At 51.1% G+C, this 23717-nt stretch carries 28 protein-coding genes and 2 pseudogenes; 5 read left to right on the forward strand and 25 right to left on the reverse strand.

Annotated features, from left to right (window positions below):
* Positions 1-9: 9 nt before the first annotated feature.
* From ACKXF7_RS01010 to ACKXF7_RS01025, 4 genes and pseudogenes are all read right to left on the reverse strand, one after another.
* Positions 10-876: a VirB6/TrbL-like conjugal transfer protein, CD1112 family gene (locus tag ACKXF7_RS01010; protein WP_423741896.1), complete on the reverse strand. Its 867-nt coding sequence runs from the start codon at positions 874-876 to the stop codon at positions 10-12.
* Between the two features lie 227 nt (positions 877-1103).
* Positions 1104-1187, reverse strand: a pseudogene (locus ACKXF7_RS01015) (Maff2 family mobile element protein); the annotation flags it as partial.
* 90 nt (positions 1188-1277) lie between these two features.
* Positions 1278-2948, reverse strand: a complete 1671-nt coding sequence (locus tag ACKXF7_RS01020) for a recombinase family protein (RefSeq protein WP_006060475.1) — start codon at positions 2946-2948, stop codon at positions 1278-1280.
* On the reverse strand, positions 2949-3146 hold the full coding sequence (locus ACKXF7_RS01025) for a hypothetical protein (RefSeq protein WP_002596475.1): 198 nt from the start codon (positions 3144-3146) through the stop codon (positions 2949-2951).
* On the opposite strand from ACKXF7_RS01025, the gene ACKXF7_RS01030 reads away from it, so the two are divergent.
* Positions 3120-3359, forward strand: a complete 240-nt coding sequence (locus ACKXF7_RS01030) for a hypothetical protein (RefSeq protein WP_004612762.1) — start codon at positions 3120-3122, stop codon at positions 3357-3359. The genes ACKXF7_RS01025 and ACKXF7_RS01030 overlap by 27 nt on opposite strands.
* Positions 3360-3387: 28 nt before the next feature.
* Here ACKXF7_RS01030 and ACKXF7_RS01035 read toward each other — a convergent pair whose 3' ends face one another.
* The 7 genes from ACKXF7_RS01035 to ACKXF7_RS01065 all read right to left on the reverse strand — a co-directional run bounded on the left by ACKXF7_RS01035 (position 3388) and on the right by ACKXF7_RS01065 (position 8431).
* The gene (locus tag ACKXF7_RS01035; RefSeq protein ID WP_423741897.1) at positions 3388-4725 is read right to left on the reverse strand and encodes a VapE domain-containing protein; all 1338 of its coding nucleotides are present in this window, start codon (positions 4723-4725) and stop codon (positions 3388-3390) included.
* Positions 4694-5338 carry a CHC2 zinc finger domain-containing protein gene (locus tag ACKXF7_RS01040; RefSeq protein WP_423741898.1) on the reverse strand — a complete coding sequence of 215 codons (645 nt, stop codon included), beginning with the start codon at positions 5336-5338 and terminating at the stop codon, positions 4694-4696. The genes ACKXF7_RS01035 and ACKXF7_RS01040 overlap by 32 nt, the downstream gene beginning before the upstream one ends.
* Positions 5339-5403: 65 nt before the next feature.
* Positions 5404-6984: a MobQ family relaxase gene (mobQ, locus tag ACKXF7_RS01045; RefSeq protein WP_423741899.1), complete on the reverse strand. Its 1581-nt coding sequence runs from the start codon at positions 6982-6984 to the stop codon at positions 5404-5406.
* A 188-nt stretch (positions 6985-7172) separates the two neighbouring features.
* On the reverse strand, positions 7173-7316 hold the full coding sequence (locus ACKXF7_RS01050) for a hypothetical protein (RefSeq protein ID WP_164979630.1): 144 nt from the start codon (positions 7314-7316) through the stop codon (positions 7173-7175).
* Between the two features lie 299 nt (positions 7317-7615).
* Entirely contained in the window at positions 7616-7912 is a 297-nt protein-coding gene (locus ACKXF7_RS01055) for a DUF3847 domain-containing protein (RefSeq protein WP_009296086.1), read from the reverse strand.
* Positions 7905-8246 (reverse strand): DeoR family transcriptional regulator, encoded by a 342-nt coding sequence (locus ACKXF7_RS01060; RefSeq protein ID WP_054328106.1) that lies wholly within the window; start codon positions 8244-8246, stop codon positions 7905-7907. The genes ACKXF7_RS01055 and ACKXF7_RS01060 overlap by 8 nt, the downstream gene beginning before the upstream one ends.
* Complete coding sequence (locus ACKXF7_RS01065) at positions 8243-8431, reverse strand: hypothetical protein (RefSeq protein ID WP_118516998.1); 189 nt, start codon at positions 8429-8431, stop codon at positions 8243-8245. Before ACKXF7_RS01065 ends, ACKXF7_RS01060 begins: the two co-directional genes overlap by 4 nt.
* 483 nt (positions 8432-8914) lie before the next feature.
* Here ACKXF7_RS01065 and ACKXF7_RS01070 point away from each other — a divergent pair, with 483 nt between their 5' ends.
* Positions 8915-9721, forward strand: a complete 807-nt coding sequence (locus tag ACKXF7_RS01070) for a helix-turn-helix domain-containing protein (RefSeq protein ID WP_118516999.1) — start codon at positions 8915-8917, stop codon at positions 9719-9721.
* A gap of 61 nt (positions 9722-9782) precedes the next feature.
* On the opposite strand, the gene ACKXF7_RS01075 is transcribed toward ACKXF7_RS01070, so the two are convergent.
* From ACKXF7_RS01075 to ACKXF7_RS01140, 14 genes and pseudogenes are all read right to left on the reverse strand, one after another.
* Entirely contained in the window at positions 9783-10745 is a 963-nt protein-coding gene (locus ACKXF7_RS01075; protein ID WP_014078537.1) for a DUF3658 domain-containing protein, read from the reverse strand.
* A 16-nt stretch (positions 10746-10761) separates the two neighbouring features.
* Positions 10762-11156 (reverse strand): annotated as a pseudogene (locus tag ACKXF7_RS01080) (TnpV protein).
* Entirely contained in the window at positions 11116-11388 is a 273-nt protein-coding gene (locus ACKXF7_RS01085) for a helix-turn-helix domain-containing protein (RefSeq protein WP_002593556.1), read from the reverse strand. The pseudogene ACKXF7_RS01080 and the gene ACKXF7_RS01085 overlap by 41 nt, the downstream one beginning before the upstream one ends.
* A gap of 154 nt (positions 11389-11542) precedes the next feature.
* Positions 11543-11701: a Maff2 family mobile element protein gene (locus ACKXF7_RS01090; protein ID WP_412289921.1), complete on the reverse strand. Its 159-nt coding sequence runs from the start codon at positions 11699-11701 to the stop codon at positions 11543-11545.
* A gap of 135 nt (positions 11702-11836) precedes the next feature.
* Positions 11837-13603: a VirD4-like conjugal transfer protein, CD1115 family gene (locus ACKXF7_RS01095; RefSeq protein ID WP_423741900.1), complete on the reverse strand. Its 1767-nt coding sequence runs from the start codon at positions 13601-13603 to the stop codon at positions 11837-11839.
* Positions 13600-14058, reverse strand: coding sequence for a PcfB family protein (locus ACKXF7_RS01100; RefSeq protein WP_212792815.1), 459 nt, complete (start codon positions 14056-14058; stop codon positions 13600-13602). The genes ACKXF7_RS01095 and ACKXF7_RS01100 overlap by 4 nt, the downstream gene beginning before the upstream one ends.
* 29 nt (positions 14059-14087) lie before the next feature.
* A complete protein-coding gene (locus ACKXF7_RS01105; RefSeq protein WP_423741901.1) occupies positions 14088-14534 on the reverse strand; it encodes a DUF3846 domain-containing protein in 447 nt (148 codons plus the stop codon).
* Positions 14535-14657: 123 nt separating this feature from the next.
* On the reverse strand, positions 14658-15104 hold the full coding sequence (locus tag ACKXF7_RS01110; RefSeq protein WP_423741902.1) for a hypothetical protein: 447 nt from the start codon (positions 15102-15104) through the stop codon (positions 14658-14660).
* Positions 15105-15113: 9 nt separating this feature from the next.
* On the reverse strand, positions 15114-15536 hold the full coding sequence (locus ACKXF7_RS01115) for a hypothetical protein (RefSeq protein WP_423741903.1): 423 nt from the start codon (positions 15534-15536) through the stop codon (positions 15114-15116).
* Positions 15537-15598: 62 nt separating this feature from the next.
* A complete protein-coding gene (locus tag ACKXF7_RS01120) occupies positions 15599-16525 on the reverse strand; it encodes a ParB/RepB/Spo0J family partition protein (RefSeq protein ID WP_423741904.1) in 927 nt (308 codons plus the stop codon).
* Complete coding sequence (locus tag ACKXF7_RS01125) at positions 16482-17315, reverse strand: ParA family protein (RefSeq protein WP_423742591.1); 834 nt, start codon at positions 17313-17315, stop codon at positions 16482-16484. The genes ACKXF7_RS01120 and ACKXF7_RS01125 overlap by 44 nt, the downstream gene beginning before the upstream one ends.
* Positions 17315-18184, reverse strand: coding sequence for a DUF6017 domain-containing protein (locus ACKXF7_RS01130; RefSeq protein ID WP_423741905.1), 870 nt, complete (start codon positions 18182-18184; stop codon positions 17315-17317). Before ACKXF7_RS01130 ends, ACKXF7_RS01125 begins: the two co-directional genes overlap by 1 nt.
* 125 nt (positions 18185-18309) lie before the next feature.
* Positions 18310-18738 carry a helix-turn-helix domain-containing protein gene (locus ACKXF7_RS01135; protein ID WP_133303652.1) on the reverse strand — a complete coding sequence of 143 codons (429 nt, stop codon included), beginning with the start codon at positions 18736-18738 and terminating at the stop codon, positions 18310-18312.
* A 186-nt stretch (positions 18739-18924) separates the two neighbouring features.
* The gene (locus ACKXF7_RS01140) at positions 18925-19770 is read right to left on the reverse strand and encodes a MurR/RpiR family transcriptional regulator (protein WP_339395337.1); all 846 of its coding nucleotides are present in this window, start codon (positions 19768-19770) and stop codon (positions 18925-18927) included.
* A gap of 474 nt (positions 19771-20244) precedes the next feature.
* Here ACKXF7_RS01140 and ACKXF7_RS01145 point away from each other — a divergent pair, with 474 nt between their 5' ends.
* From ACKXF7_RS01145 to ACKXF7_RS01155, 3 genes are all read left to right on the forward strand, one after another.
* Positions 20245-21594, forward strand: a complete 1350-nt coding sequence (locus ACKXF7_RS01145; protein ID WP_249238147.1) for an ABC transporter substrate-binding protein — start codon at positions 20245-20247, stop codon at positions 21592-21594.
* Positions 21595-21715: 121 nt separating this feature from the next.
* Positions 21716-22639 (forward strand): carbohydrate ABC transporter permease, encoded by a 924-nt coding sequence (locus tag ACKXF7_RS01150; RefSeq protein WP_005944588.1) that lies wholly within the window; start codon positions 21716-21718, stop codon positions 22637-22639.
* Positions 22640-22654: 15 nt separating this feature from the next.
* Positions 22655-23629: a carbohydrate ABC transporter permease gene (locus ACKXF7_RS01155; RefSeq protein WP_154256055.1), complete on the forward strand. Its 975-nt coding sequence runs from the start codon at positions 22655-22657 to the stop codon at positions 23627-23629.
* Positions 23630-23717: the final 88 nt, after the last annotated feature.

Consider the following 23717-nt stretch of genomic DNA (forward strand, 5'->3'; position numbering starts at 1 on the left):
TTCACCCCCTCAGTGTGCGCCCAGAATGCTCCGGGCAACGGAACCAGTCTTGAACAGCGTAAAACACAGCAGCACCGTGTACCCCACGATGCTCCAGATCGAGTTGATGGCATCCCCGGATATGGCAACATTCTGAAGCAGAACAGCGTAAATCGCCACGCAGATCAGGATCAGGAAGCCCTGAAATCCCAGCGCAAACAGAGAACGAAGGTAGTTCTGTCCCACATGGGATTGCTCGTGGTTGCCGAAAGTTGCCATAGGGATGGGTGCAAGGCTTACCATGCAATATATCTCAATCATTCTTCCGTAGACGATGACAAAAATCACGATAGAGAGGATGCGCATGGTGATGCCGATGAAGAAGGACTGCAAGAACAGCCCAAACAGGGGTCCTACGTCCATCTGCATCATGCTGGATTGCAGCATGGAAAGCCCGATGTCGTTGACCCTTGTGTTGCCGGAAATAATGCCGCTGGAATTTGCCACCACCTGCTGCGTCACGTCGAACACCGCCATGATGATGTCAAACGTATTCGAGATCATCCAAACCGAAATGGCAGTTTTGAAGATCCATTTCATCAGCAGCGCAGGTTCAAATTGTGCCATGTTGTTGTGCTGGGTGATCATCTCTATCAGCTCATAACAGGCTATAAAAGTCAGAATCACGCCTGCAATGGGCAGCACCACATTCCGGGAGAGTGCTTCGATCATAGCGAAAACGCGCGGTTCAAAACTGGATGGTTTGGTGCCGACCTGCTGTGCAATGTTGCCCACTTGGGTGTTCACATCATCAAACAAGCCGGAGAGATTGGACATGATCGCCGCTGTCAGCAGCGACTTGATCCAATCAGAGATTGCTTTGAGAACGGTTTCCACTCAGCGCCACCACCCATCAAGAAAAATGGTTGATCAGGGTCTTGAGCAGGTTGAGCAAAAAAATAAGGTGAGTCAAAATCTGCATAAAAATCGCCTTCCTTTCAGGTAACAGTGAATATTCGTTTTGCAATGCGCTTCCTTTATAATAATAAATCCGTTTGCCACGGAGGGGCTGGAAATGCTTGCAAGTAAATATGTACGGGGCGGCAATCGCCGCCCGGAAAAGATTAGCCGAAAAGACCGCTCAGCAGGGGGATCAGGGTGATGCCAATCAGGGCAACACCGCCGCCAGCCATGAGCTGTTTTATCCCCAATTAGGTGTAAAACTCTGCTCGATGGCGGGCGGCGGCGTACAAAAAATCTATATGGTGTTTTTAAGAGAACCGTCCCGGCGGGACAGGTCAGGCAGTGACCTGTTCCACCTCTGGGATGGGTTTGAGATTAAAATGAATTTCGATAGAAATGTGTCTTGTTTTATCTTCGTCAATGCGCTCATGCACGACGATTTCTTTGATTAAGCGGTTGAGGGTGGCTGCGTCCAGCTCTGTGATATTGGCGTATTCCTGAATGGCTTCCACCCATTGTTTTGCGTCATTGGCAAGCTGGACTTCATCGGACAGCCGCTTTCTGCCCTCGGACACTTTTGCTTTAAGCTCCGCTTGCTCGGTCTGTGTCTTTTCCAGCATGGTGTTGAAATTCTGTTCACTGATACGCCCTGCAATCATATCCTCATAAAGCCGCATTACCATTTTGTCCAGAACCTCAATCCGTTCCTCGTCCCTTGTGAGGGAGCGTTCCATTGCTTCCCGCTGTTCCCGCTGCTCGGCTTCACAGGTATTGGTCAAGCGGTCGGCAACCGCTTCCCCGTCCATCAGGGCGGCTCTGGCACATTCCCGGATTTTCCGCAGCACATGGCTGTAAAGGGTGTCATAATCAATCCGGTGCTGGGTGCAGTGGTTCTTTCCAAAGGCATTGTAGGTTTTGCAGGAGTAAATCTGCTGGGGATGTTTTGCGTTTGTGTAGCGTATCGTCAGTGACTTCCCACACTCACCGCATTTTATCAGTCCGGCAAACAGGCTGATTTCATTGGTCTGCCCCGGACGCTGGCGGGATTTCAGCTTGTTCTGCACAATGTCAAAGCTCATGCGGTCAATCAGCGGTTCATGCTGTCCCTCCACCACAATCCAGTCCTCCGGCTTCTTTTCCCCAATCGTGCCGATTTTGAAACGGTAGTCCTTTTTCTGGGAAGCAATCGCCCCGGTGTAGACGGGATTCATCAAAAGGTCTTTGATAACGGAGAAGTCCCACATATACCGCCCGTTTTCCGGGTCTTTCTTTTCCCATTTGGTGCGGGTATTGCGAAGCCCCCGTTCCCGGTTCCACCATGTGGGGCAGGGGATTTTTTCTTCCTCCAGCCGTCTGCGGATATAGTTCGGACCATGACCGTTCAGGGCATATCCGAAAATCAGTCGCACAATCGGGGCGGTTTCCTCGTCAATGAGCAGATGGTTTTTGTCCTCCGGGTCTTTCCGATACCCAAACGGGGCAAGACACCCGGTAAACTGTCCTTTCTGCGCTTTCAGAAGATAAGAGGAATGGACTTTCTTGGAAATATCCTTGCTGTACATCTCGTTCAGGATATTCTTGAACGGGGCAATATCGTTGTTATCCCGCAGGGTGTCGATACCGTCATTCATGGCGATATAGCGGACACCGTTTCTTGGGAAAAAGTCCTCAATCAAATGCCCGGTTTGCAGATAGTTCCGCCCCAGTCGGCTGAGGTCTTTCGTGATGACAAGGTTGATTTGCCTGCGCTCAATGGCTCTCAACATTCTCTGTAAATCAGGACGCTCCATATTAAGACCTGTGAAGCCATCGTCCTGATAGACTGCCACAACCTCCCATCCCTGCTTTTCGCAGTATTTTTCCAGCATATCACGCTGGTTTGCGATACTGGCACTTTCGCCTTGCAGGTCATCGTCCTTTGACAGCCTGCAATAGACCGCTGCACGATAGCCCCCGGCAAGTGCCGAACCGATTGTTCTGTATTCCATTTCGTTCATCATAGCCATTTACCCACACAATCCAGACGGTATCTGGCTCTTTTGAACCTCATCTTCATTATACTTCAAATCTTTCTTTTTAGCAAGATATTCTTTTGCATTTGTCTTTCCATATTTCTGGGAAATCAGGCTGACGAACACATCGGTTGCGTCAAGCTCCCCGTCAAACACAGTAGTCACATGAATCTCTGTTTTGTTTTTTGCCATAGGCAGTTATCCTCCATACATGAAAATAGCCAGACAGAGGGTGTCGGCAACGAAGTCCGGCAACGGGCTTCAAAAGACCTTGCAAACAATCTCAATCTGGCGATGATTACTATTTATACTTTTCTTTTATTTTTCTGTTGTTTTGGTTGTTATAAGGGAGAAAAGCCCGGAAATAAGGGGTTTTCCCCGGCAACCGGCTCGGCAACGGGATAGCAACAGGGGGTGCAACGGGCTGTCATTTTCAGAATGGAAGCTCCATCTGTTCTGTGACCTCCACAAAGCCATCCATTGCTTTTTCAGACGGGTTGCATAAGTCCGTTGCCGGGTTTTCACGCTCCCAGCCCTTTTGTCTGCCATATTCGGAAAACATTCTTGGATTCGGGAAGTACCGCCAGCGGTCAATGCATTGGTTCATAATCTCGTTGATTTCCCGTATTTCCCATTGCTTCGGCTCGTCAAAGGCATGGTTCAAAGCTTCCTTGTAGAGCTGCTTGGAGCAGACCATGCTCCCGGTGTACCTATCAAGATACGCCTGTATCATTCCGGCTTTGGTGTCCTCCGGCATAAAATCCCGCTGGTGTTCTTTGAGATACCGCTGCATGTCGGGGCTGAAAGCCAGCTTGAACCTGCCGCTTCGGTAAATCTCCATCGCTTCCGCCCACATCTGCTCGATATAGGCTCTGGAAGCAGCTTCGTCCTCCAAAATGTGAACCTCGGCTTGCTCCGGGTACACCATGACGGGGATAAAGCGGCGGTTGCCGGAACGGTCAAGGGGAAGAAAATCAAGGGCATTGGAAGTGCCGCCAAACACGCACTGACGGGGGCGGTCTGCCGGGTGGGTTTCATAGGGTATCTTGTAAACCTCTTTCTGCCGGCTTAAAAATGACTTGATTTCCTCAATGCTCTTGGCGTTGGCGGTTGCCATCATTTCCGACATTTCGATAATCCAGTGACCTTGCAGCTTGCGGTACACATTGTCATCGTCCAACTTCCGCAAATCATCGGAGAACCACTCGTCCCGGACTGCCAGCAGACGGAAGAAGGTGGACTTGCCAGCCCCCTGACCGCCTACCAGACAGAGCATGATTTCAAATTTGCATCCCGGCTGAAAGGCTCGTGAGATTGCACCCAGCAGGAACAGCTTCAACGCTTCATAGGTGTAATCGTCTGTGTCAGCCCCCAGAAAGTGCCGCAGGCAGAAGCGGATTCGCTCTGTCCCGTCCCACACAAGGGAACTTAAATAGTCCCGGATGGGATGGTACTTGTTTTCATTCGCCACAATCCCGATGGCGTTATCAATCTTTTTCTCATTGGTAAGCCCATAGGTTTCTTCCAGATAAAGAAGCAGATACTTCATATCCGTATCGTTCAGGGCGGTGCTTTCCCTGTGGAAGCCGATGGGCTTTATGATGTCCTTGCGGTCGGTCAGGATGTTGTATGCGATAGTCCCGGAAAGCAGCGGGTCACGCTGGAATACGGTCAGGCAGTTCCGTATGCTCTGACGGACACCGCCTTTCTCGGTAGTTTCCAGCCCCGCCTTGATTTCCTCAATGCTCTGGGGCGGCTGCATGGCGTTCATGGTGTTTTTTAGTTCTTGCTGCGTTTGCGGCGGCAAGCTCTGCCATTCGCTTTTCAAGCTGTATCACATCCTTTCCGTAGTCCGTAATCAAAGCTGCTTTTTCCTCTGTCTCCCCAAAGAGCAGCACATCCAGCAGATATTCCACATGGTCTTGCTTCTGTAAGGCTTCCACAAACCGGGGATGAAAGGCTTCCTCCGGGGAGTGCGGGGCATATTCCTTTCTCCATGCCCGAAGCAGATGGAGATAATCGGCAAGAATACGGAAGCAGCGGTTCTTTGCTTCCTGAAACTGTTCTTCCGGGGATTTCTGCCGGGGCTTGGGCTTTTTTGCCTTTCCCGGCGGTTTCCAGTCCTCATAGGAAAGCCCGAAGTCCTGTGCCAGCTGTACGGCGGCTTCTTTCTTTCCCAGCCCATACAGGGCGGCGGCAAAATCAATCACATCCCCATCCGCACCGCAGCCGAAGCAGTGGTAACGCCGATCCAGCTTCATGCTTGGGGTTTTATCGTTATGGAACGGGCAACAAGCCATCCCGTTCCGGTCTACACGGATTCCATAATGCTCCGCAGCCTGTCTTGTTGTGACGGACTGCTTCACAGCTTCAAATACATTCAAATCTATCCCTCCTTGAAAAAAAGAAAAGCACCTGACATTCTCAATCTGAAAATGGCAAGTGCCTGTTAAAGTTCCATATCCTGTTGTTTGTGTTTTGTCTGCACCGGGGCAGTTCTTTGTGCTTTTTTCTCGTCCGCCTTATCCTGCAAGACTTCTTTGATAGGCTGCTTCTTGGGCGGCTCTTTGCTTTCTTCTGTGCCGGGGGTGGCTTTCCGTACCCAGTAGCGGATGTCCCGCAGCTTCTTCAAATCCTCCTGTACCTCGGTCAACGGTATTTTCAGGGCTGCAATTTCTTCCAGAAGCGTTTCCTGCTCCTCTTGCAGTTCCTTTTGGGTGCTGTCCTTATCGTCCGGGTGCTTGGCAAGGTAGGCGGTGGCTTTCGCATACCGGGCAACCTCCGGGTGTTCCTGTTTGAATTTTTCCTTTGTTTTCTTAAAAAATATCTTCTGGTACTTCTCATAGACAGCCTTACATTCTTTGCAGTCTGTCCGGCTGGCAAGAATCCCGTCAATCACTTTGCTGCGAGCTTCCTTTGGCTTCATCTGATTGCGGTAATCTGCGGCTGATTTCCCGGATGCTTCCAGAAATGCTTCTAAGTCCTCCACAGTGGAAAGCTCCTTTTGCCGGAGATAGGACAGGGCTTCGCTGACTGCCTTTAAGTCCTGTGAAGTCCCCCGGTTCTGTCCAGCCCTTGTCCAGTCCTTCCGTTCTTCCTTTCGTATCTCCATATACTTCATCAGCAGATTGGGAAGAAGTGTTGCTTCCTCCGCCGCTTTTTGTGCAAGCAGCTCTTTCCGTTTTTCTCCCAGCTCGGTAATCCAGCCTTTGAGGTTTTGGATAAGCTGCCGGATGGACTTCATCAGACTGTTGGCGGCTCTGATTTCCCGGTTCAGGTTTCCGATATTCGTCTGGATACCACGCTTTTCCATCTGCCGGACAGCAGCCCCCTCATGGACAGTGGGGACTATATCAAGCCCCTGTCTGGCATAGGAACGCAAGTCCACACGCTCCGGGCGGTCATTGGCTTCCAGATAGCGGTTCTGGATGACTTCCCATTCATGCCGCCAGATTTCACAATATTTCTGGTCGTTCCAGTCCACCGTATCTTCCTTGTGGCTTTTCCACCTGCCGGATGGCAGTTTTATCCGTTCCCCATTCTCATCAAGGTCATAAACCTTGCGGCTTTTGGGAAGCCATTTCCCATGTTCGTCCATTGCCCGCATGGTCAGCAGGACATGGGCGTGGGGATTGTGCCCAGGCGGATGGGGGTCATGGATGGCAAAGTCAACAATCATCCCTTTGGAAACAAACTGCTGTTCACAAAACTCCCGGACAAGGGCGGCGTACTGGTCGGGCGGTATCTCTCTGGGGATGGAAAGCACCCACCTCCTTGCAAGCTGGGAGTTCCATTGTTTCTCAATAGCTTCGGCGGCGTTCCAGAGGGTACTGCGGTCTGCGTACTCCGGCGGAGCGTTTGCCGGAAGCAGGATTTCGTTGTGAACGATACCACGCTTTTCCGGGTAATGCTTTACTTCTTGATCGTATTCACAAAACAGCTTTTCGCCGCTTTGGTAGGCAGCGGCGGCAACCGCAGACTGCCGCTGGCTGCGCTGAACAATCGTGATTTCGTTGTGTGGACAGGGCATTTCGTGTCCCTCCTTTCGGTAATTGGTGGATGGGGTGGCGTTTTACCACCTCATTTTGGGCAGAAAAAAAGCAGGAGATCTTTTTTCAGATTTCCTGCTCGGTGTGCCGCTGTGTGGGCGGCGGGTATTTAGTTGTAAAAGTTCGGGACAAGTTGACCCGATGTGAAGCTGACAAATTGGAAGTTATTTTACTTGCGTTCCATAAATCCTATGATTGAAAAAATCAATCCTACAATCCCAATCCCGATAACGAGCAGCCCCATTCCTGATGAGCAAAGAGAAATTATAATGGCAAAGAGTAGTATTGCAATACCTAATCCAATTTTCTTCATTGTAAATCCTCCTTTACAAATGTCGATTTGTTGTCATCTTCATTATACTTCACTGCCTATCAAAAAGATAGCATATTTTATGAAACTTGTCGGCTGGGAACAGCTTGCAGCGCAAGGTGTCCCCAGAGGGCAAGTCCACAAAAGGGTAGCTGGCGGCAGCCAGCGCAGGGGAAGCGTAGCGTCCCCTGTATGATTTGGAGCAGACTATGACTGCGGAAAATCACAGCCCTCCGGCGAGGAGCCTTCGGAGAACGCAATGCACCAACTTTTGGGTGGTGTATAATTGCGCCCTTAGTAAACTAAGGGGTTTCCGGCTTCTCCCGTTCCAGCATTTTTTTCAATAGTTCCTGCGTGTCCTGCCTGTGAAAAATGAGTTTCAACAACAGCATGACATCATCATCTGTTAGGCGTTCCGGCTCTTGCAGAAAACTTTCCAGCATACCGCCACGAGTGCAGAGCCGGTGCGTCCGTTCCTTTCGGGTAAGCTGCTTTAACTGGTGCTGCAATGCCTTTTCATCATTGATGGCTTTCCGCAGTTTCTTTTCGCTTTTCTCCAGCTCCCGGTTGAGCTTTTCCAGCTTCGAGGTATCAGGCAAGGGCAGCGTCCTCCTTTCCCGGTATCAGCACATAAATCCTATTCGGTTCTCCCACGCCCTGACGCACCCGCATGATAAGTCCGGCGTTTTCCAGTTCATTCAGAGAACGCTTGACCGTCATGGGACTGCGGGACAGGACTGCGGCAATGGCTGTGACAGGGAAGCAGACAAACAGGATTCCGTTCTCGTCCTCCTGCTCTTTGGATAGCATAGCGTCCAGCATCCGGCAGTACATGACCTTTGCGGTGCTGCTGACTGGAAATCCTGTCAACGCTCTGGGAAATGGCATACAGGGCGGCAATGGTGTGTCTATCGTCATAAATTCAAAATTCATTCGGTGTGTTCCTCCTTTTTCTTTGATCGTTTGGATAAATAACGGGGGCAGTCAATCACAACCGCCCGGAAGCTCTGCTTGCACCCATGCTGGCATTTCCGGCATAATTCGTTGTAAGTGACACGCCCCCGGTCATTGAGGTAAAAGGAAAGCTCATGCTTCCTCTTTTTGCTCATTCTCGACATATTGTATTTCCTCCCGTTTTAGTGTATGGTTTCGGGGCGATTTTCGGCAAAATTACGGTCATAGAGCCGATTAAAATCTCCCGAAGTATCAGCGATAGGGTAGACTATCCCCCTATCAGATTGTCGTGTTTCGGTATCATTTCGGTGTCAGTTCGCCAGTTCTCCCCGGTGTCGTTCCTCCCCTGAATCTCACAGCGGCGTATCGCTCCCTTTGGTACGCTCGTTTCGGTCAGGGTTCCTCCACATCCCTGCCAAAAGTCATGGCGCTACATCGCCGGGGAAGCATATCCCACACAGGCTGGTCATTCGATTGGAATAATCCATCGATGAACTACCTGTATCATAGAACATTTTTGTGCCCTGTGCCGTATGTCCACAAAGTAGGAATTAGGGGTAAAAATCAGAAATTTCCACGATTGCGGAAAGTGTGATATAATCCAGATAAGCGGCAGCAATGAAACCATTGGAAAGGAGCGTGCGCCCATGAAAGGAGCAACAAGCATACAGGAACGCCTTTGGGAACTCCGCAAGGACAAAGGCTTAAATCTGGAAGAACTATCAAAGCTGACAGGCATTTCCAAATCAGCTCTTGGAAGTTATGAAAAAGAGGATTTTAAGGAAATCAATCATGGCAACCTTATCACGCTGGCAGACTTCTATGGGGTCTCTGTTGATTATCTACTGTGCCGGATAGAGAACAGGGAGCAGATCAACACACCATTGACGGAGTTGCATTTGAATGATGAGATGGTGGCACTGCTGAAAAGCGGTCGGATTAACAACCGTCTGCTCTGTGAGCTTGCTACACATAAAGATTTTATCAAGTTTCTTGCAGACATTGAGATTTATGTGGACGGGATTGCTACCATGCAGATTCAAAACCTCAATGCACTTGTCGATACCGTCCGGCATGAAATCATTGAACGGTATCGCCCAGGCGAAGATGACCCGCATTTGAAAGTGCTGCAAGCCGCCCATATCAGTGATGATGAGTATTTCAGTCACATGGTTCTGGATGACCTCAACCTGATTATCCGGGATATTCGGGAAGCCCACAAAAAGGACAGCGAGAGTGCGCCCCAGACCACCGTTGCTGATGAACTGAAAGAAAATCTGGAAGCAGTCAAAAATTTCAAGGGCAGTCGGGATGAAAAGCTGGTTGTCCTTTACTGTAAACAGCTCGGTATCAACTATAAAAATCTGTCAGACGAAGAATTTCGCTGGCTGATTCGGATTCTCAAAAAATCAAAGAAAATGGGAACGCCTATCAGCCAGAGGAAAAAACGGTAAAAAAAACCGCTGTTGCATGGTTGGGGTGCCTTCCATGTAGCAGCGGTTCTTGCTGTGGTTATTATTTCATTCGTTTTCTTAATATCCGGCGATAATTTGTTTCTCCCTTTGGTGCGTCCTGTATAATTTCCAACACACCATCTTCAAGCATTTTATCAATGCGATTAGAAATCCATACATCACTAATTCCAAGTTGATATTTTCCTAAAACATTACCTATAACAATAGCCATTTTGAATTGCTCTGGCTGTTCCGCAATTTCACGAAGAATGAAACTATCATATATATCTTCTGAAACACTTTGCAATTTACCATTTAGCATTGCACGCAAAGGTGCATTTTCATTTTGAAGTTGATTCCATTTCATAGCACAAGCTGAAAGAAATACAGGCTTAGCTTTTTCTTGTAGAGTTATATATTTTCCCCATTCGCCAGGAGAAACCTCACCCCATGCTATTTTGGATGTCATAGTATTTTCTTTTCCATATTCCCAGGCAGGTAACTTAACCAAATAAATTGTTGTCTGACAGTTTAATGGTCGAAGTTGTTTCATAAGCCAGTACATACCGCAAAGTTCATCCGGATTATAGCTATACCAAATACGAACTTCTTCCCCAGCTACATATCGTTCAATAACCGAAGACAATGTAGTTTTAATTTTCTGTATTTTTTCTTCAACCTGATAGTCTAAATCCTCTACAAACCAGACAGACAGCATTTTCTTGAGAACATTTTTCCGCTGTTCGCCAATTCCATTATCAGAAATATCTCCCACACTAAGAGCCATATCAAAACAATAAACATCACTGCTCTTGCCTCCCAATGGAATAGCATTCTCCCAAGCAATATGTTCTTGTTCCTGTGCTTGAATTTGTGCTTCTTTCATTTCATCTGAAGATGGAACACTCCCATCTTCGTGCCTCATAAAGACCGAAACTGCACTTCCTCTATACTTTCCCTTACCGTAAGTTTGGGCAATTTTCAAACTTCCACAGGCACTTTCACCAAATACAATTTCAATCATCTTATATGCCTCCGATTTAATTACTCCCGTATGAATAAATTATATCATGCAAAACAATTTCTTCTGCCCGGTTGTGAATGTTATTACAACGCTGCACCCATTCCATTTGTTGAGTTCGCTTCAATTCAATTCCTCTGTCACGCCCTCGGTGGCTTTCATCTGCTCCATGATAGTGTCTAACCGTTCCTGTGCCTGTTCGTTCAGGTCTGCAAGATATGTCCACAATTCTCCGGTCAGTATCAATGTATTCAATCTGGCTGGGTGGACTTCCCTTAAATATTCCCGGTGCATCCGTCCGTACTTTCCGATAGGGCGGTGTTCCTCCGGCAGTTTCAAGTCCGGGATGTAGTAATCTCCGACAAGGATATAATCAATTCCGTTTTCCGTTATTCTTGGTTTCAATTCTCTCATGTTCCTTACCTCCTGTGGAAGCAGGCTCGTCTGGTACTAACTCAATCACATCGGTAATCTCACAATTCAGCGTTTCGCAGATACGGGCTAATGTATCCATGCTGATGTGCTTTCCCTCTTTGCTCATGTTGGCAATCATATTTGTTGTCATACCAGCAGCAAGCCTTAAATCCTCTTTCCTCATATCACGCTCTAACAGTGTGTGCCAGAGTGGTTTATAGCTGATGTGCATATTGTTTTCCTGCCTTTCTATCCATACCACCGGGGCGGCTGCCCCGGCAGGAGCTTTTCTCTTATTATAGCACCAATCTTGTGAAATCACAATTTATTCTTGTATCCTGCCGCTGATACCGTCTGGATTGGTTTTTCCTTTCTTTTTGTTCCCTTTAATTAGCCATGAACTGCTTCATGCCCTGACTCTTGGCGGAGGGGTTATCGCCGCCGTAACCTTCCAGCAGGTTGACAGCACCCCACACGCCGAGACCGGCACCCAGAGCCACAACCAGAGTCTGAAGAACTTCGATAGCAGAGTTAAAGAATTCCATAGTCGTTTCTCCTTTATAAATGAAAGTTGTAGACCGTCCGTACACACCTGAAGCCGTTGTTGTTAAGTCGTAAACTGCGGCGGAAGTGGACTTGCTGGTGTACCTCTCCGGTCAAAAACAAAACCGCCTACCGGGTCAGGCAGACGGGAGCGAATCAGCATCCACCATGACGAAGGCATCGTCCGGGTGAATTTTTTCTTTTCGGTTCAAGAACTTCTCGATATCGAGTGCGTTCTTGGGGTCATAGTCGGAGGTGTACTTGTAGTTCGGGTGCTGGGTCAGGTCGTACTTGTCGCTCAAAAATGGGCGCACACCACGAAGCTGCAGGATGCACTTGCCTCCATCCAGCACCGCCAGTTCATCCCGGCTCATAAGCTCGTGGCCGAGTTTTTGGTAGTTGGTGCCATAGCTTGGGCTATTGCCACGGGTATCAGAATTGTTGTAGCTGTCGATAGTTTCTTTTCCTAGTGCTTCGGCAAGATCTTTCAGGGTGGTAGGCTCGCTGCCGCCGAGGAAGATCTGCGAATCCATATTGCCGACAATGGTGTCGGCGTTGTCCTTGTAGATGGCTTTCAGCTGGCTGCGGGTCTGCAAAACTAGACACGCCGAGATCTCACGGCTGCGAATGGTAGCCACCAGCTTTTCCAGCTGCGGAATCTGACCGATGTTAGCACACTCATCAATGAGGCACCGCACATGGATGGGCAGCTTACCGCCGTACACATCATCGGCTTTGTCGCACAGCAAGTTGAAAAGCTGGGTGTAGATCATGGAGATCAGAAAGTTAAAGGTGCTGTCCGTATCGCTCATGATAAGGAACAGCGCCGTTTTCCGGTCACCCAGCTTGTCCAGTTCCAGCTCATCGTACATGGTGGCATCCCGGACTTCCTGAATATCGAAGGGTGCGAGTCGGGCACCGCAGGAAATAAGAATCGACTTGGCCGTTTTGCCGGCAGCTAGCTTGTAAAGTTTGTACTGCCGCACGGCAAAGGATTTTGGCTTCTTCTTGCCCAGATCCTCAAACAGTAGGTCAACTGGATTCTGATAGGTTTCATCATCTTCCGAAACCTGCATAGTGTTTAGCATTTCCAGCAATGTTGCGAAGTTTTGCTCCTCGACAGGGGCTTCGTAGTGGAGGTACGCGATCAGTGAAACCAGCAAAAGCCGTTCAGCCTTGTCCCAGAAAGGGTCGCCACCTTGACCCTCACCCTTGGTGTTGGTCATCAGTGCGGTGACAAGTTTCAAAATATCCTTTTCGCTGTGGATATAGGCCATCGGATTGTATTTCATACTCTTGGAAAAGTTGATGGTGTTGAAAATCTTTAGCTTATAGCCCTTTTGTAACAGGGCATTACCGCACTCGATCACGATACTACCTTTCGGATCGGTGACCACATAGGAACTGTGACATTGTAAAAGGTTGGGCTTGAGCCAAAACCGGGTCTTGCCGCTGCCGGAGCCGCCGACTACCAGCACGTTTTTGTTCCGGGCATTCTTCGGATCAGGTGGGCGGTTGGACATCATCAGCCGTTCTGTTTTGGTCAGGATGATATTGTCCTCGAACTTTGGAGCCATAAATGGCTCTATATCCTTCGGAGTGCCCCACCGGGCGGAGCCGTACTCCATGCCGTGACGGTACTTCTTGGCGTTTTTGCCTTTCAGATACACCGCCAGCCGCATCGCGGCTCCGCAGCATAAACCCACTAGCAGATCCAGCGGATGCAGGCTGGGCAGCGGATTGGCAAACGCTGCCGGGATAGTTCCCATCAGCGACATGATCTTATCGCCCAGTTCCTTGCCCACAGCCAGCCGCCATGCTTCACCAAAGTTGGTCGCTACAAGCCCCATCAGGATATAGGGCAGATAGAGCGCCAGCAGCTTGGAAAGCTTCTTTTTACTCATAGGCCGCGCTCCTCCTGCTTGTGCCGCACTTTGTCCGGCAGATTTGCAACGGACTGCGCCAGATCATGCAGCTTTGCCAGCACGGAAGGACGCTTGGTTTTATCCAGCACCGATGCCGAATATTCCTTGAACGCTGCGCTCAAGGCATCCGTGTCCTGTGCCTTGAAGTAGACCAGATACCGGGGCGGCTTGCAGGACAGGTCTTTCTGGATGGAGTAGTCGATGTGATACCGCTTAGCATAGCGGTCAAAATCCTTGATGCCGGTTTTCTGGATCTCCACATTGGTCACGCCACGGTTCTGTCGCACTAGCCGCTTCATGGACTGCTTGCCCTGCGAAGCGTGCTTGTCGTACTGCCGCAGCAGAAACTGCATCCCACGCAGCAGGGTGCGGGCAGACAGTTTTGTGGTCGAGATGGCAAGGTTGACCGTCTTATGCTCGATTTCTTCCTGCATCGTTACCACCTCCTGTGCAGAAAATCGCCTTAACGGTCATGTTCCACCGGGGGCTTACTCACAGCCTTTTTTGCATCACTCTGAACTGATTCATCCGAAACCGGAATGACCATCAGGCGACGCCCCAGAGGGAGAAAGGCTTCGGGTTGATGGAATTCTTCTTCATACTTCTGCGCCAGCTCCGGGGAGAGCGATACAAAATCTTCCTCGCCCAGACCTACCACCAGAAAGGTTCCGGCAATAACATCGTACATCAGCCCGTCCTCGTCCCATAAAGCCCGGTTCAGCGGCAGACCCATGAGCTTGCCGTCATCGTTATAGACGATGGCAACAGGATCTTGAAAAGGGTAGCTTGCGCCGATGGAGCCGCCCACCGCCTGCTGCAAGGCTTTCAGGTCGTTATCGATCTCGACCTGCTGCGGATACTGTCCCGGTGCAATTTTCAGCACCGACAGAGTGTTCTCGTTCTGTTCCATTATCTTCCTCCTCGAATTTGATAGTGATTTCCTGCCCAGCACGGGCGGCGTTCAACAGAGCTGCCACAAAGAAGCCGAAAAAAGCGCCGGCTTCAAACAGCATAAACTCAAAGACAACTCGCATCAGTCAACCTCCGACAGTTCCACACCGATATACCGTTTTCCGTCTTTGTCGTAGAAAAACAGGTGGGCCAGAAGCCAGTCGTCCAAATCCAGCTTCTCATAAACGCTCGGCAGAATAAGGAAGTGGTCATTATCTTTCCGACAGAGAAAGGCAGTATCCTCTAGGATGCGTTTGCCATCCACAATGCGAATCTGCTCCGGCTGATAGCGGATCTGGAAATCCGTAAAAGGAATATTGCAGGCTTCGTAGGTGCCTCCATAATACGGAAGCTTTTTCTGCATTTCCACATCGTAAGGCACATAATGGATGCCCTCTGCGGCACTGATGGTCACAACCTCCGGGCCGTGTTCAAAACCGTATATGCTGGCTTTGATAAGTTCATCAATGACTTCACCATTGGACAGCCCCGGATACATACTCTGGAAAAATTCCGCTCTCGTTGACATAGCGGTACCTCAGTCGATGCAGATGCAGGGCAACTTCTGGTCGTCTGCCATCAGGGTGATGCTGTGGCTTGCCAGATACTTCTGGAACAGGTAGACCTCATCAATGGTCAGCGAGATGACCTCGCCGTCCATGTTGGTGCGGACCAGAATCACCGGGCCGGTCAGGTAGTGCTTGCCGCCCATCTTCAGCACCTGCGCCGGGTTGTAGCAGAGCAGCAGTGAGGTATCAGGGAGGTTCAGGCAAACATCGTCCTCGTCAAAGCAGGGCAGGATGCCGGGAGCCTCGTCCAGCGTGATGACGGTCAGCTCCATATCCGGGGCAATGGCTGCGAGGTAGACCTCGCAGCCCCGGTTTGCCGCCAGTGCAGCGCAGATACGCACGTCAATGGTGATCTCCTCGGAGCGGATGGTACAGGTAGCGTTGTTTTTCATAGGCTTTTCTCCTTTTGATTGCAAAAGAAAAGACCCCATCGGGTCTTTCGTTACGGTATAAGTCAGCGTTCATTCTGCCGCTGCTGTTTGCGTTGCCACTGATCCAGCAGCTTGATGATAGTGTCCTCCATCTGTTTCGGGGTGAAGCTGCGCGGGAAATATTTCCGCAGGGTGTCGTTTTTGATGACAACCTTGTCCAGCTCGTCCTTTTTCTCTTCTCCCATGACCGCAAAGGCAACGTCATACGAGAAGTGCCCTTCCTGCGCCAGCTTTTTAAGCCGCTGCGCTTGGGATAAAGATGGTGCATTCTGGGTGTCGTTCATCGCTTCTAAAAAATCCCGCTGTTGGTTCGTGTCGAGATGCGACAACTCCACAGCGGGATTAAAGGCAATTTTCTTTTCGTCTACCATGTCCAGCAGTTCGGGGATGAGGTTGGTCAGGCGGATGAATCGGTGCACCTGACGTTCACTTTCGTTTGCGTCTGCGCTCACTTGCGATACGCTCCACAACTTCTCGCCAACTTGGCGAGAAGTTAAATCTGACCTAGCACCTTGATTTTTTAGAGCCTCCAGCTTCATTTTGTAAGCAAACGCCCTCTCGCTGGGCAAGATGTTCTCACGTTGGAGATTGCTATCCACCATGAGCAAAACTGCGGCATCATCATCCATGTTGCGGACAATGACCGGCAGGGTGTCCAGTCCGGCAAGCTGTGCAGCGTGCTGACGGCGGTGCCCGGAGATGATTTCATAGCCACCCTCCGGGCGTGGGCGGGCGATCAGCGGAGATAGTACACCGTACTGTTCTACACTTTCCACCGTGCGCTGCATGGACTCGTCATCCAAGACCTTAAAGGGATGGTCTTTGAAGGGGAACAGTTCTCCAATGGGAATCTGCTGCACCTGCTCCCGCTGCTGTTCCTGCCGGGATTCCTCGGTGGAGAAAATGTCATCTGCCCCTTTCAGCGACACGTTTAAGCTGTTTTTCGGCATTCGCCATCACCTCCCTTGTCAGAGATTTATAGGCTTCTGCCACCTTGCCTTTGGGGTCGTGCTGGAAAATGCTTTTGCCCACTGCGCTGATTTCCGCAGCACGGACAGACCGGGGAATGGTCTGGTCGAACACCTTGATCTTGCTGCCATAGGCACCTCGAATCAGGTTGTCAATCTGCTGCCCGTAGTTGGTGCGGCTGTCGGTCATAGTCAGCAGGATGCCCTCAATTTTCAGCTTGGGGTTGATCTGCCGCCGGACTTTCTGCACAGTCTGCAAAAGCTGCTCCAGACCCTTTGCAGACAGGTACTGCGCCTGCACCGGAATCAGGGTGGTGTCTGCCGCCGCCAGTGCATTTACGGTCAGCATCCCAAGGGAAGGGGTGCAATCCAGCAGAATGAAATCGTAGTCGCGCTTTGCGCCTTCCAGCACCTGTTTGAGCATCTTCTCCCGGTTCATGCAGTTAACGAGAGACACTTCCATCCCTGCCAGTTCGATGTTTGCCGGAATCAGGTCAACGCCCTCCGCATGGTGCAGGATACCTTCGCCGGGCGGAATACTTTGGTCGTTCATGGCTTTCTGCATCAGGGTGGAAAGGGTTGTGGGCAATTCATCGGGCTGCTGCCAGCCCATGCTGATGGTCAAGCTGCCCTGCGGGTCAGCGTCCACCAACAGGACCTTCTTGCCCTCCATCGCCAGACCGATGCCCAGATTTTCACAGGTCGTGGTCTTACCGGTGCCGCCTTTCTGGTTGACGATGGCAATCGTAGTTGCTTTCTTTGAAATTTTTATCACCTCCGCATCGCTAAGTCGTGGTTGGTTTGGTTCTGGTAGGAAAGCTGCATCGTGGTGGGTGCGTTGTACAGAGAAGCGAGCAGGTATTGTTTCATGTTTCGGATCGGGCTGCTGTTCTCTGCAAGGCACTTCAGCACAAAGCGGATATGGTCAGCGTTCAGCTTCATAAAGCGGCTGCGTACCACCTCGGCAGGCTTATCGTCCCCGGCAATGCGCAGCAGCTTGCGGTTGGTGACACAGGTATCCACCAGCAAATCTACGATTTGATAGATGGTATCCTCATCGTCCGGGCAAAGCCGGAGCAGAAGGTCTATCTCTAAAGACTGAGAAAAATATTCTTCCAGTTGGGTGCGTTTGCTCATCCCATCCGCTTCTTCAGAATAGAATGGATCAGTCTCACTCATTTCAGTATCATTCTCTTTAGTCTTATTACATCGTGATTTTGAAGGGTCTTGACTTGCGTTTTTGAAGCCTCCAGAATCGTGAAAATCACGATTCTGGAATATTGATTTTGACGATTCTGCTGAAAAGTTCTTCACATACACCAAACTTGGCTTTCCCAGACCTCTGCGTTTTCGTTCAATCAGACCAAACTTTTCGAGTTCCCGGAGCAGCTTGGTCGCTTTGTTGTCTGCGCAACACAACGCCCTCTTGACATCCTCTATCGTGAAGATAATGAACACCCGGTTCTGCTCGTCCAGCCAGCCGTTTTTCACGGACAGGCTCATGCGGTCCAGCAGGATACCGTACAGGGTCTTGGCATCGGTTGACAGGTTCTGGAACCGTGGCTCCTGAAACAGAGCCTTTGGAATGCGGTAGAAGGAGAACAGCTCTCCGGCTTGTCCGTAGAAGTAGTCAAGGGTCATGTGGCTTTTTCAACGTTTTGCTCCAGCTTGTGTTCAAAAAATCGACCGCCTTTCGTTTGAAAATAAAAAGCGCACTCTTTTCTTGTTGAAAAGTGGTGCGCTATGTAATATAATGGCTGTATAATTTAGCTATCCAAAAGATAGTCGATGAGATATTCTTTCGGAATCATGAAAGATCGTCCGACTTTCAGGCAGCGAATTCTATGTTGATGGATTCTTCTGATGATGGCAGTCTGGCTTTTGAAACCGAGTAAGGTTGTTGCTTCTTCGACAGACAGTACATCAGGATAGTTCACAAATAATTTTTTATAATACTCTTTTGCTTGATTTTGATTCATTATCCTTGACTTTCCTTTCGTTTTGTGCCTAAGCAGAGGAGCGTTTTGCCCTGCATCCCTCCTGAACATCCCTCCAATTTCCATTTGGGCGGTCCAAACCGAAAAAACAGAGTAGAGGAAAAACGCATCGAAAAATCGTGGATATTTCAAATTATTGTTCGTTGAGGCGTGAATTTTTCCTTTGCACAGTGGGAACCAGATATCACTAGATATCACTGGATGACACCAGATGGAAGATGAGGATAAAAACTCAAAATCTATTGGTAGCAATACCGTGTGGGTTCGACCCCCACCATCGGCACTCGATAAACCAAAATGATCCGAACCGGATCTCCTTTATGGGGTGACCGGTTCGGATCATTTGTTTTTTCCGGGAGAGCCGCGGATAGGCCGGCCCTTCTCTTACAGCATCTTCACCGCCAGCGCTTCGCTGGTGCGGTCCTGTGCATCCATGACGTTCTGGGGGTCATCCATGGTGTAGCGCAGCACAAGCACCTCTGCTACGTACAGCAGTGCCACCTTGATGGGGATGTTGCCGGAATCCAGCGGGCTTTCCTGTGCACCGCACAGCAGCACGACATCTGCCAGCTTTGCGCCGGGCGAGTCCTCGTAATGGGTCAGCAGGATGATCTTTGCGCCTGCCGCCTTGGCTGTACGCAGGGTCTCCAGCATATCCCGGGTAGCACCGGAATAGGAGACGAACAGCACCACATCCTCCGGCGTCATCAGGCTGGCCGTGACCAGCTGCAGATGGCTGTCGCCCGCCGTGCGGAACTTGGTGGAAATGCAGGCGAACCGTGCGCAGATATCGTTGGCGATCAGCATGCTTCCGCCCTGCCCCAGACAGTACACCTGCCGCGCCTTGCGCAGCAGCTCCGAGGCTCTGTCCACCGCTTCCGGAGAGAGCGCATTCTGTGTGCCGTTGATGGTGGTCATCAGCAGGGCACTGGCGTGCTCACACAGGGTGGCCGTGTCGGCGTCCGGTTCCGGCACACGCTGGTTGACCAGCGCACCGGTGGCATTGGCCTGTGCCAGCGCAATGCGCATTTCGTGGTAGCCCTCAAACCCCAGCGCCCGGCAGAAGCGGAATACGGTGGCCTCTGCCACGCAGCATTCCTTTGCCAGTGAGGAAATGGACAGGTACTGCGCTTCCCCCGCATGCTGCAGGAGGTACTCTGCCACGGTGCGGCCCGATTTTGTCAGGTCGCCTTGATGCTGCTGCAGCAGCTCCCAAAAATTCGTTGCCATTTTTTCTTTTTCCTCTTTTCCGGCGCAGCAGTCCACAGACCCGGAACCGCTGCCGACCGTTTCATTCACCTTCTATAAAAAGTATAAAAGAATCACCCCCGCTTCGCAAGAGACGCATTGCCCACATTTTGGCCCGCAGTTCTGTGCAGAGCACACAGTTTTGATGGAAAAAAAGGCCATTTTATGAAAAACCTTTTCAATTTTACATTTTTGTTTGGAAATTCTTTTTCGCCACAGAAGTGATGGGTTTGTACCATTTTGTAATAAATTCAGGAGAGTAAAGGGAGTTTTCTTTGCATTTTATCATATATCCCACATTTTTGTGCATCATGCATATTGCTGTTCTGAAAATTTATGAAACCCGTGAATGGACAAAATGAAAATATTTTTCTATAATGGAGCCATCAAGAGCGGCCGCTGGCACGGCAGGCCGCCATCAACGTGAAGCATCTTGAATGCGAAGGAGAAACTACTATGAAAAACTGCATTTCCCGCCGTTCGTTCCTGAAGGCCGCTGGCATTCTGGGAGCAGCCGGCGCTCTGGCCGCCTGCGGCGGTTCTTCCAGCTCTACCACCACTGCTTCTTCTGCACCCGCAAGCTCCGCTGCAGGCGCAGCCGCTTCCTCCACCAGCATCAAGCTGTGGACATACCCCATCGGCGGCTGGGGCAATGACGAGACCGTTCAGAACCTCGTTTCCAGCTTCAACGCCAAGTATCCTGACATCAAGGTCACTGTGGAGTATCTGGACTACACCAACGGCGACGATCAGGTGAACACCGCCATCGAGGGCGGCAGCGCACCCGACCTGATCATGGAAGGTCCCGAGCGTCTGGTTGCAAACTGGGGCGCAAAGGGCGTCATGGCTCCGCTGAACGACCTGTGGACCGACGATGCCAAGAAGGACATCTACGAGTCCGTTGAGTCTGCCTGCAAGGATACCGCCGGCAACTACTACGAGTACCCCCTGTGCATGACCGCACACTGCATGGCCGTGAACATGACCAAGGTCAAGGAAGTGGGCGCTGACCAGTACATCGATACCGACAAGCACACCTGGAGCACCGACGGCTTCCTGAAGACCGTTGACGCCCTGTACAACGGCGGTTACGAGAACGTTGCAGCCATCTACTGCGCAGGTCAGGGCGGCGACCAGGGCACCCGCGCCATCATCAACAACATGTACGGCGGCACCTTTACCGATGCAGCCCACACCAAGTACACTGCCGACTCCGCCGAGAACATCAAGGCCATCCAGACCCTGCACGACACCAAGGGCATCAACTTTGACGCTTCCATCGCAGGCGGCGACGAGATCACCCTGTTCCGCAACGGCACCCTGCAGATGGCTTTCTGCTGGAACATTGCACAGCAGGCCAACAGCGACAACAACGACGCCGGTCTGACCAACGATGGCGACGAGATCTTCCCCATGGCCTTCCCCACCGAAAGCGGCGACCCGAAGCTGTGCGGCGGCATCTGGGGCTTCGGCATCTTTGATAACGGCGACGAGACCAAGATCGAAGCAGCCAAGACCTTCATCGACTTCATCGCGGCCGACCCCGATCAGGTCAAGGACAGCGTGCTGGCTTCCACCTACTTCCCGGTCCGCACCAGCGTGGGCGATATCTACGCCGACAACGAGATCATGAGCGAGTACAGCAAGTTCATGGCTTATCTGGGCGACTACTACCAGATCACTCCGGGCTGGGCAACTGCTCGTACCGAGTGGTGGAACATGCTGCAGCGCGTCGGTTCCGGTGAGGACGTTGAATCTGCCGTCAAGACCTTTGTTGATAACGCAAACGCAGCTGCTCAGGCATAAGCCCATCCACTCTGCCGGGGGCAGATAATTACTGATTCTTCGCCCCTTCCTCGAAGATCCCGACGAGGGAGGGGCTTTATTTGTAAAAAATGCAAAATAACATCTCGACCGGAAAGGAACGGTGATTCTTTTGGCTGCAAAAACGGCGATCAAAGAGCCCAAGCGCAGCAGTGCGCTGGTACGGCGCGAGACCTTTGCCTCCTACTGTTTCCTGCTGCCCAGCCTGATCTTCTTCCTGGGCTTCGTCATCTATCCCATGGTGCTGTGCGTGGTGACCAGTTTCTTCGATTCCACCATGAACCGTGCCGACATCTTTGTGGGGCTTGCAAACTATAAGGAACTGTTCACAGACCCCATCTTTCTGGGTGCCTTAAAGAACACCTTCATCATCGTGGTGGTGTCGGTGCCCGTCACCTGCGCCTTCTCGCTGTGGGTCTCCTCTGCCATCGTAGACCTGCCCGAGTGGGCTACCAGCCTCTTCCGCTGCGTGTTCTACCTGCCCGTTGTCACCGGCTCCGTGGCTGTTACCGTGGTGTGGAAGTGGATGTACAACAACTACTACGGCATCTTCAACTATCTGGGCAAGACTCTGGGCCTCATTGACAAGAACATCAACTGGCTGGGCGATGAGCGCTTTGCTCTGGGCTGCATCATCCTGATCCTGCTCACCACCTCTGTGGGCCAGCCCATCGTGCTGTACGTTTCCGCTCTGGGCAATGTGGACCAGTCCATCGTGGAAGCCGCAGAAGTGGATGGTGCCACCGATTTCCAGTGCTTCTGGAAGATCAAGTGGCCCGCCATCATGCCCACCACCCTGTACATTCTGGTCATTACCACCATCAACTCCTTCCAGTGCTTTGCGCTGATCCAGCTGCTGACTTCCGGCGGCCCCAACCACAGCACCGATACCATCATGTACTACATCTACTACACCGCCTTCAAGCTGTACCGCTACGGCTACGGCAACGCAATGGGTGTGGTGCTGGCAGTCATCATCGCCATTCTGTCGGCTGTTCAGTTCAAGCTGGGCAACCAGGATAATTAAAGGAGGTGCCGGACAATGAGTGCAAATGCCGCTGCAAAAAAGCAAAAACCGTTGAAGCGTCACCCCAGTAAGCTCAAGAAGATGAGCGCCTACATGATCCTGACGCTGATCCTCATCAGCATCGTCGCGGTGCTGTTCGCCTTCCCGCTGTACTGGATCATCACCGGCTCCTTCAAGACCGGTGCCGCCATCAACGCCACCACCCCCGAATGGTGGCCCAGCCAGTGGGTGCTGACCAACTATCAGAAGCTGTTCTCCGGCAAGAGCGCCCCGCTGTGGCAGCTGGCTGTGCCCTTTGGCTCCAAGTTCAGCGCTAACGGCGAACCCATCTACTTCTCGGTAGGCCCCACCGCTCCCGCTGCCATCCGCTGGATGATCAACACCGTGTTCATGGCCGTCATGTCCATGATCCTCACCTGCATCACCGCCGCCATGGCCGGCTATGCACTGGCAAAAAAGCGCTTTGTAGGCCGTAAGCTGTTGTTCACCCTTATCGTGTGTGCAATGGCTCTGCCCAAGCAGGTCATCCTGATCCCCCTGCTGCGCGAAATGAGCTCTTTGAATCTGTACAACACCATCTGGGCCGTCATCTTCCCCATCGTGGGCTGGCCCTTTGGCGTGTTCCTGATGAAGCAGTTCAGTGAGGGCATCCCCACTGAGATGCTGGAAGCGGCCCGCATCGACGGCGCAAGCGAGGCCAAGACCTTTATCGACATCGTGCTGCCCATGGTCAAGCCGGGCATCGGTGCACTGGCCATCTTCACCTTCATCAACAGCTGGAACGACTACTTCATGCAGTTGATCATGCTGTCCAGCACCAGCAACCTGACCATTTCTCTGGGCATTGCAAAGCTGCAGGCTGAGAACAGCACCGACTTTGGCCTGATCATGGCAGGTGCCGCACTGGCTGCTGTGCCTATCATCATCATCTTCCTCATTTTCCAGAAGTACTTTACCAAGGGCATCGCAATGGGTGCTGTTAAGGGCTAAAATTTCGACCGCGGCCGGTGGCCGAAACAGGGAGAAATTTTTGGCGCAGCGGTCTGCAAGACGCGAGGCCCGCACCAAGGGCCGAAGC

The sequence above is a fragment of the Faecalibacterium sp. 7 genome (genome assembly GCF_049562865.1).
GTDB classification, from domain to species: domain Bacteria; phylum Bacillota; class Clostridia; order Oscillospirales; family Ruminococcaceae; genus Faecalibacterium; species Faecalibacterium wellingii.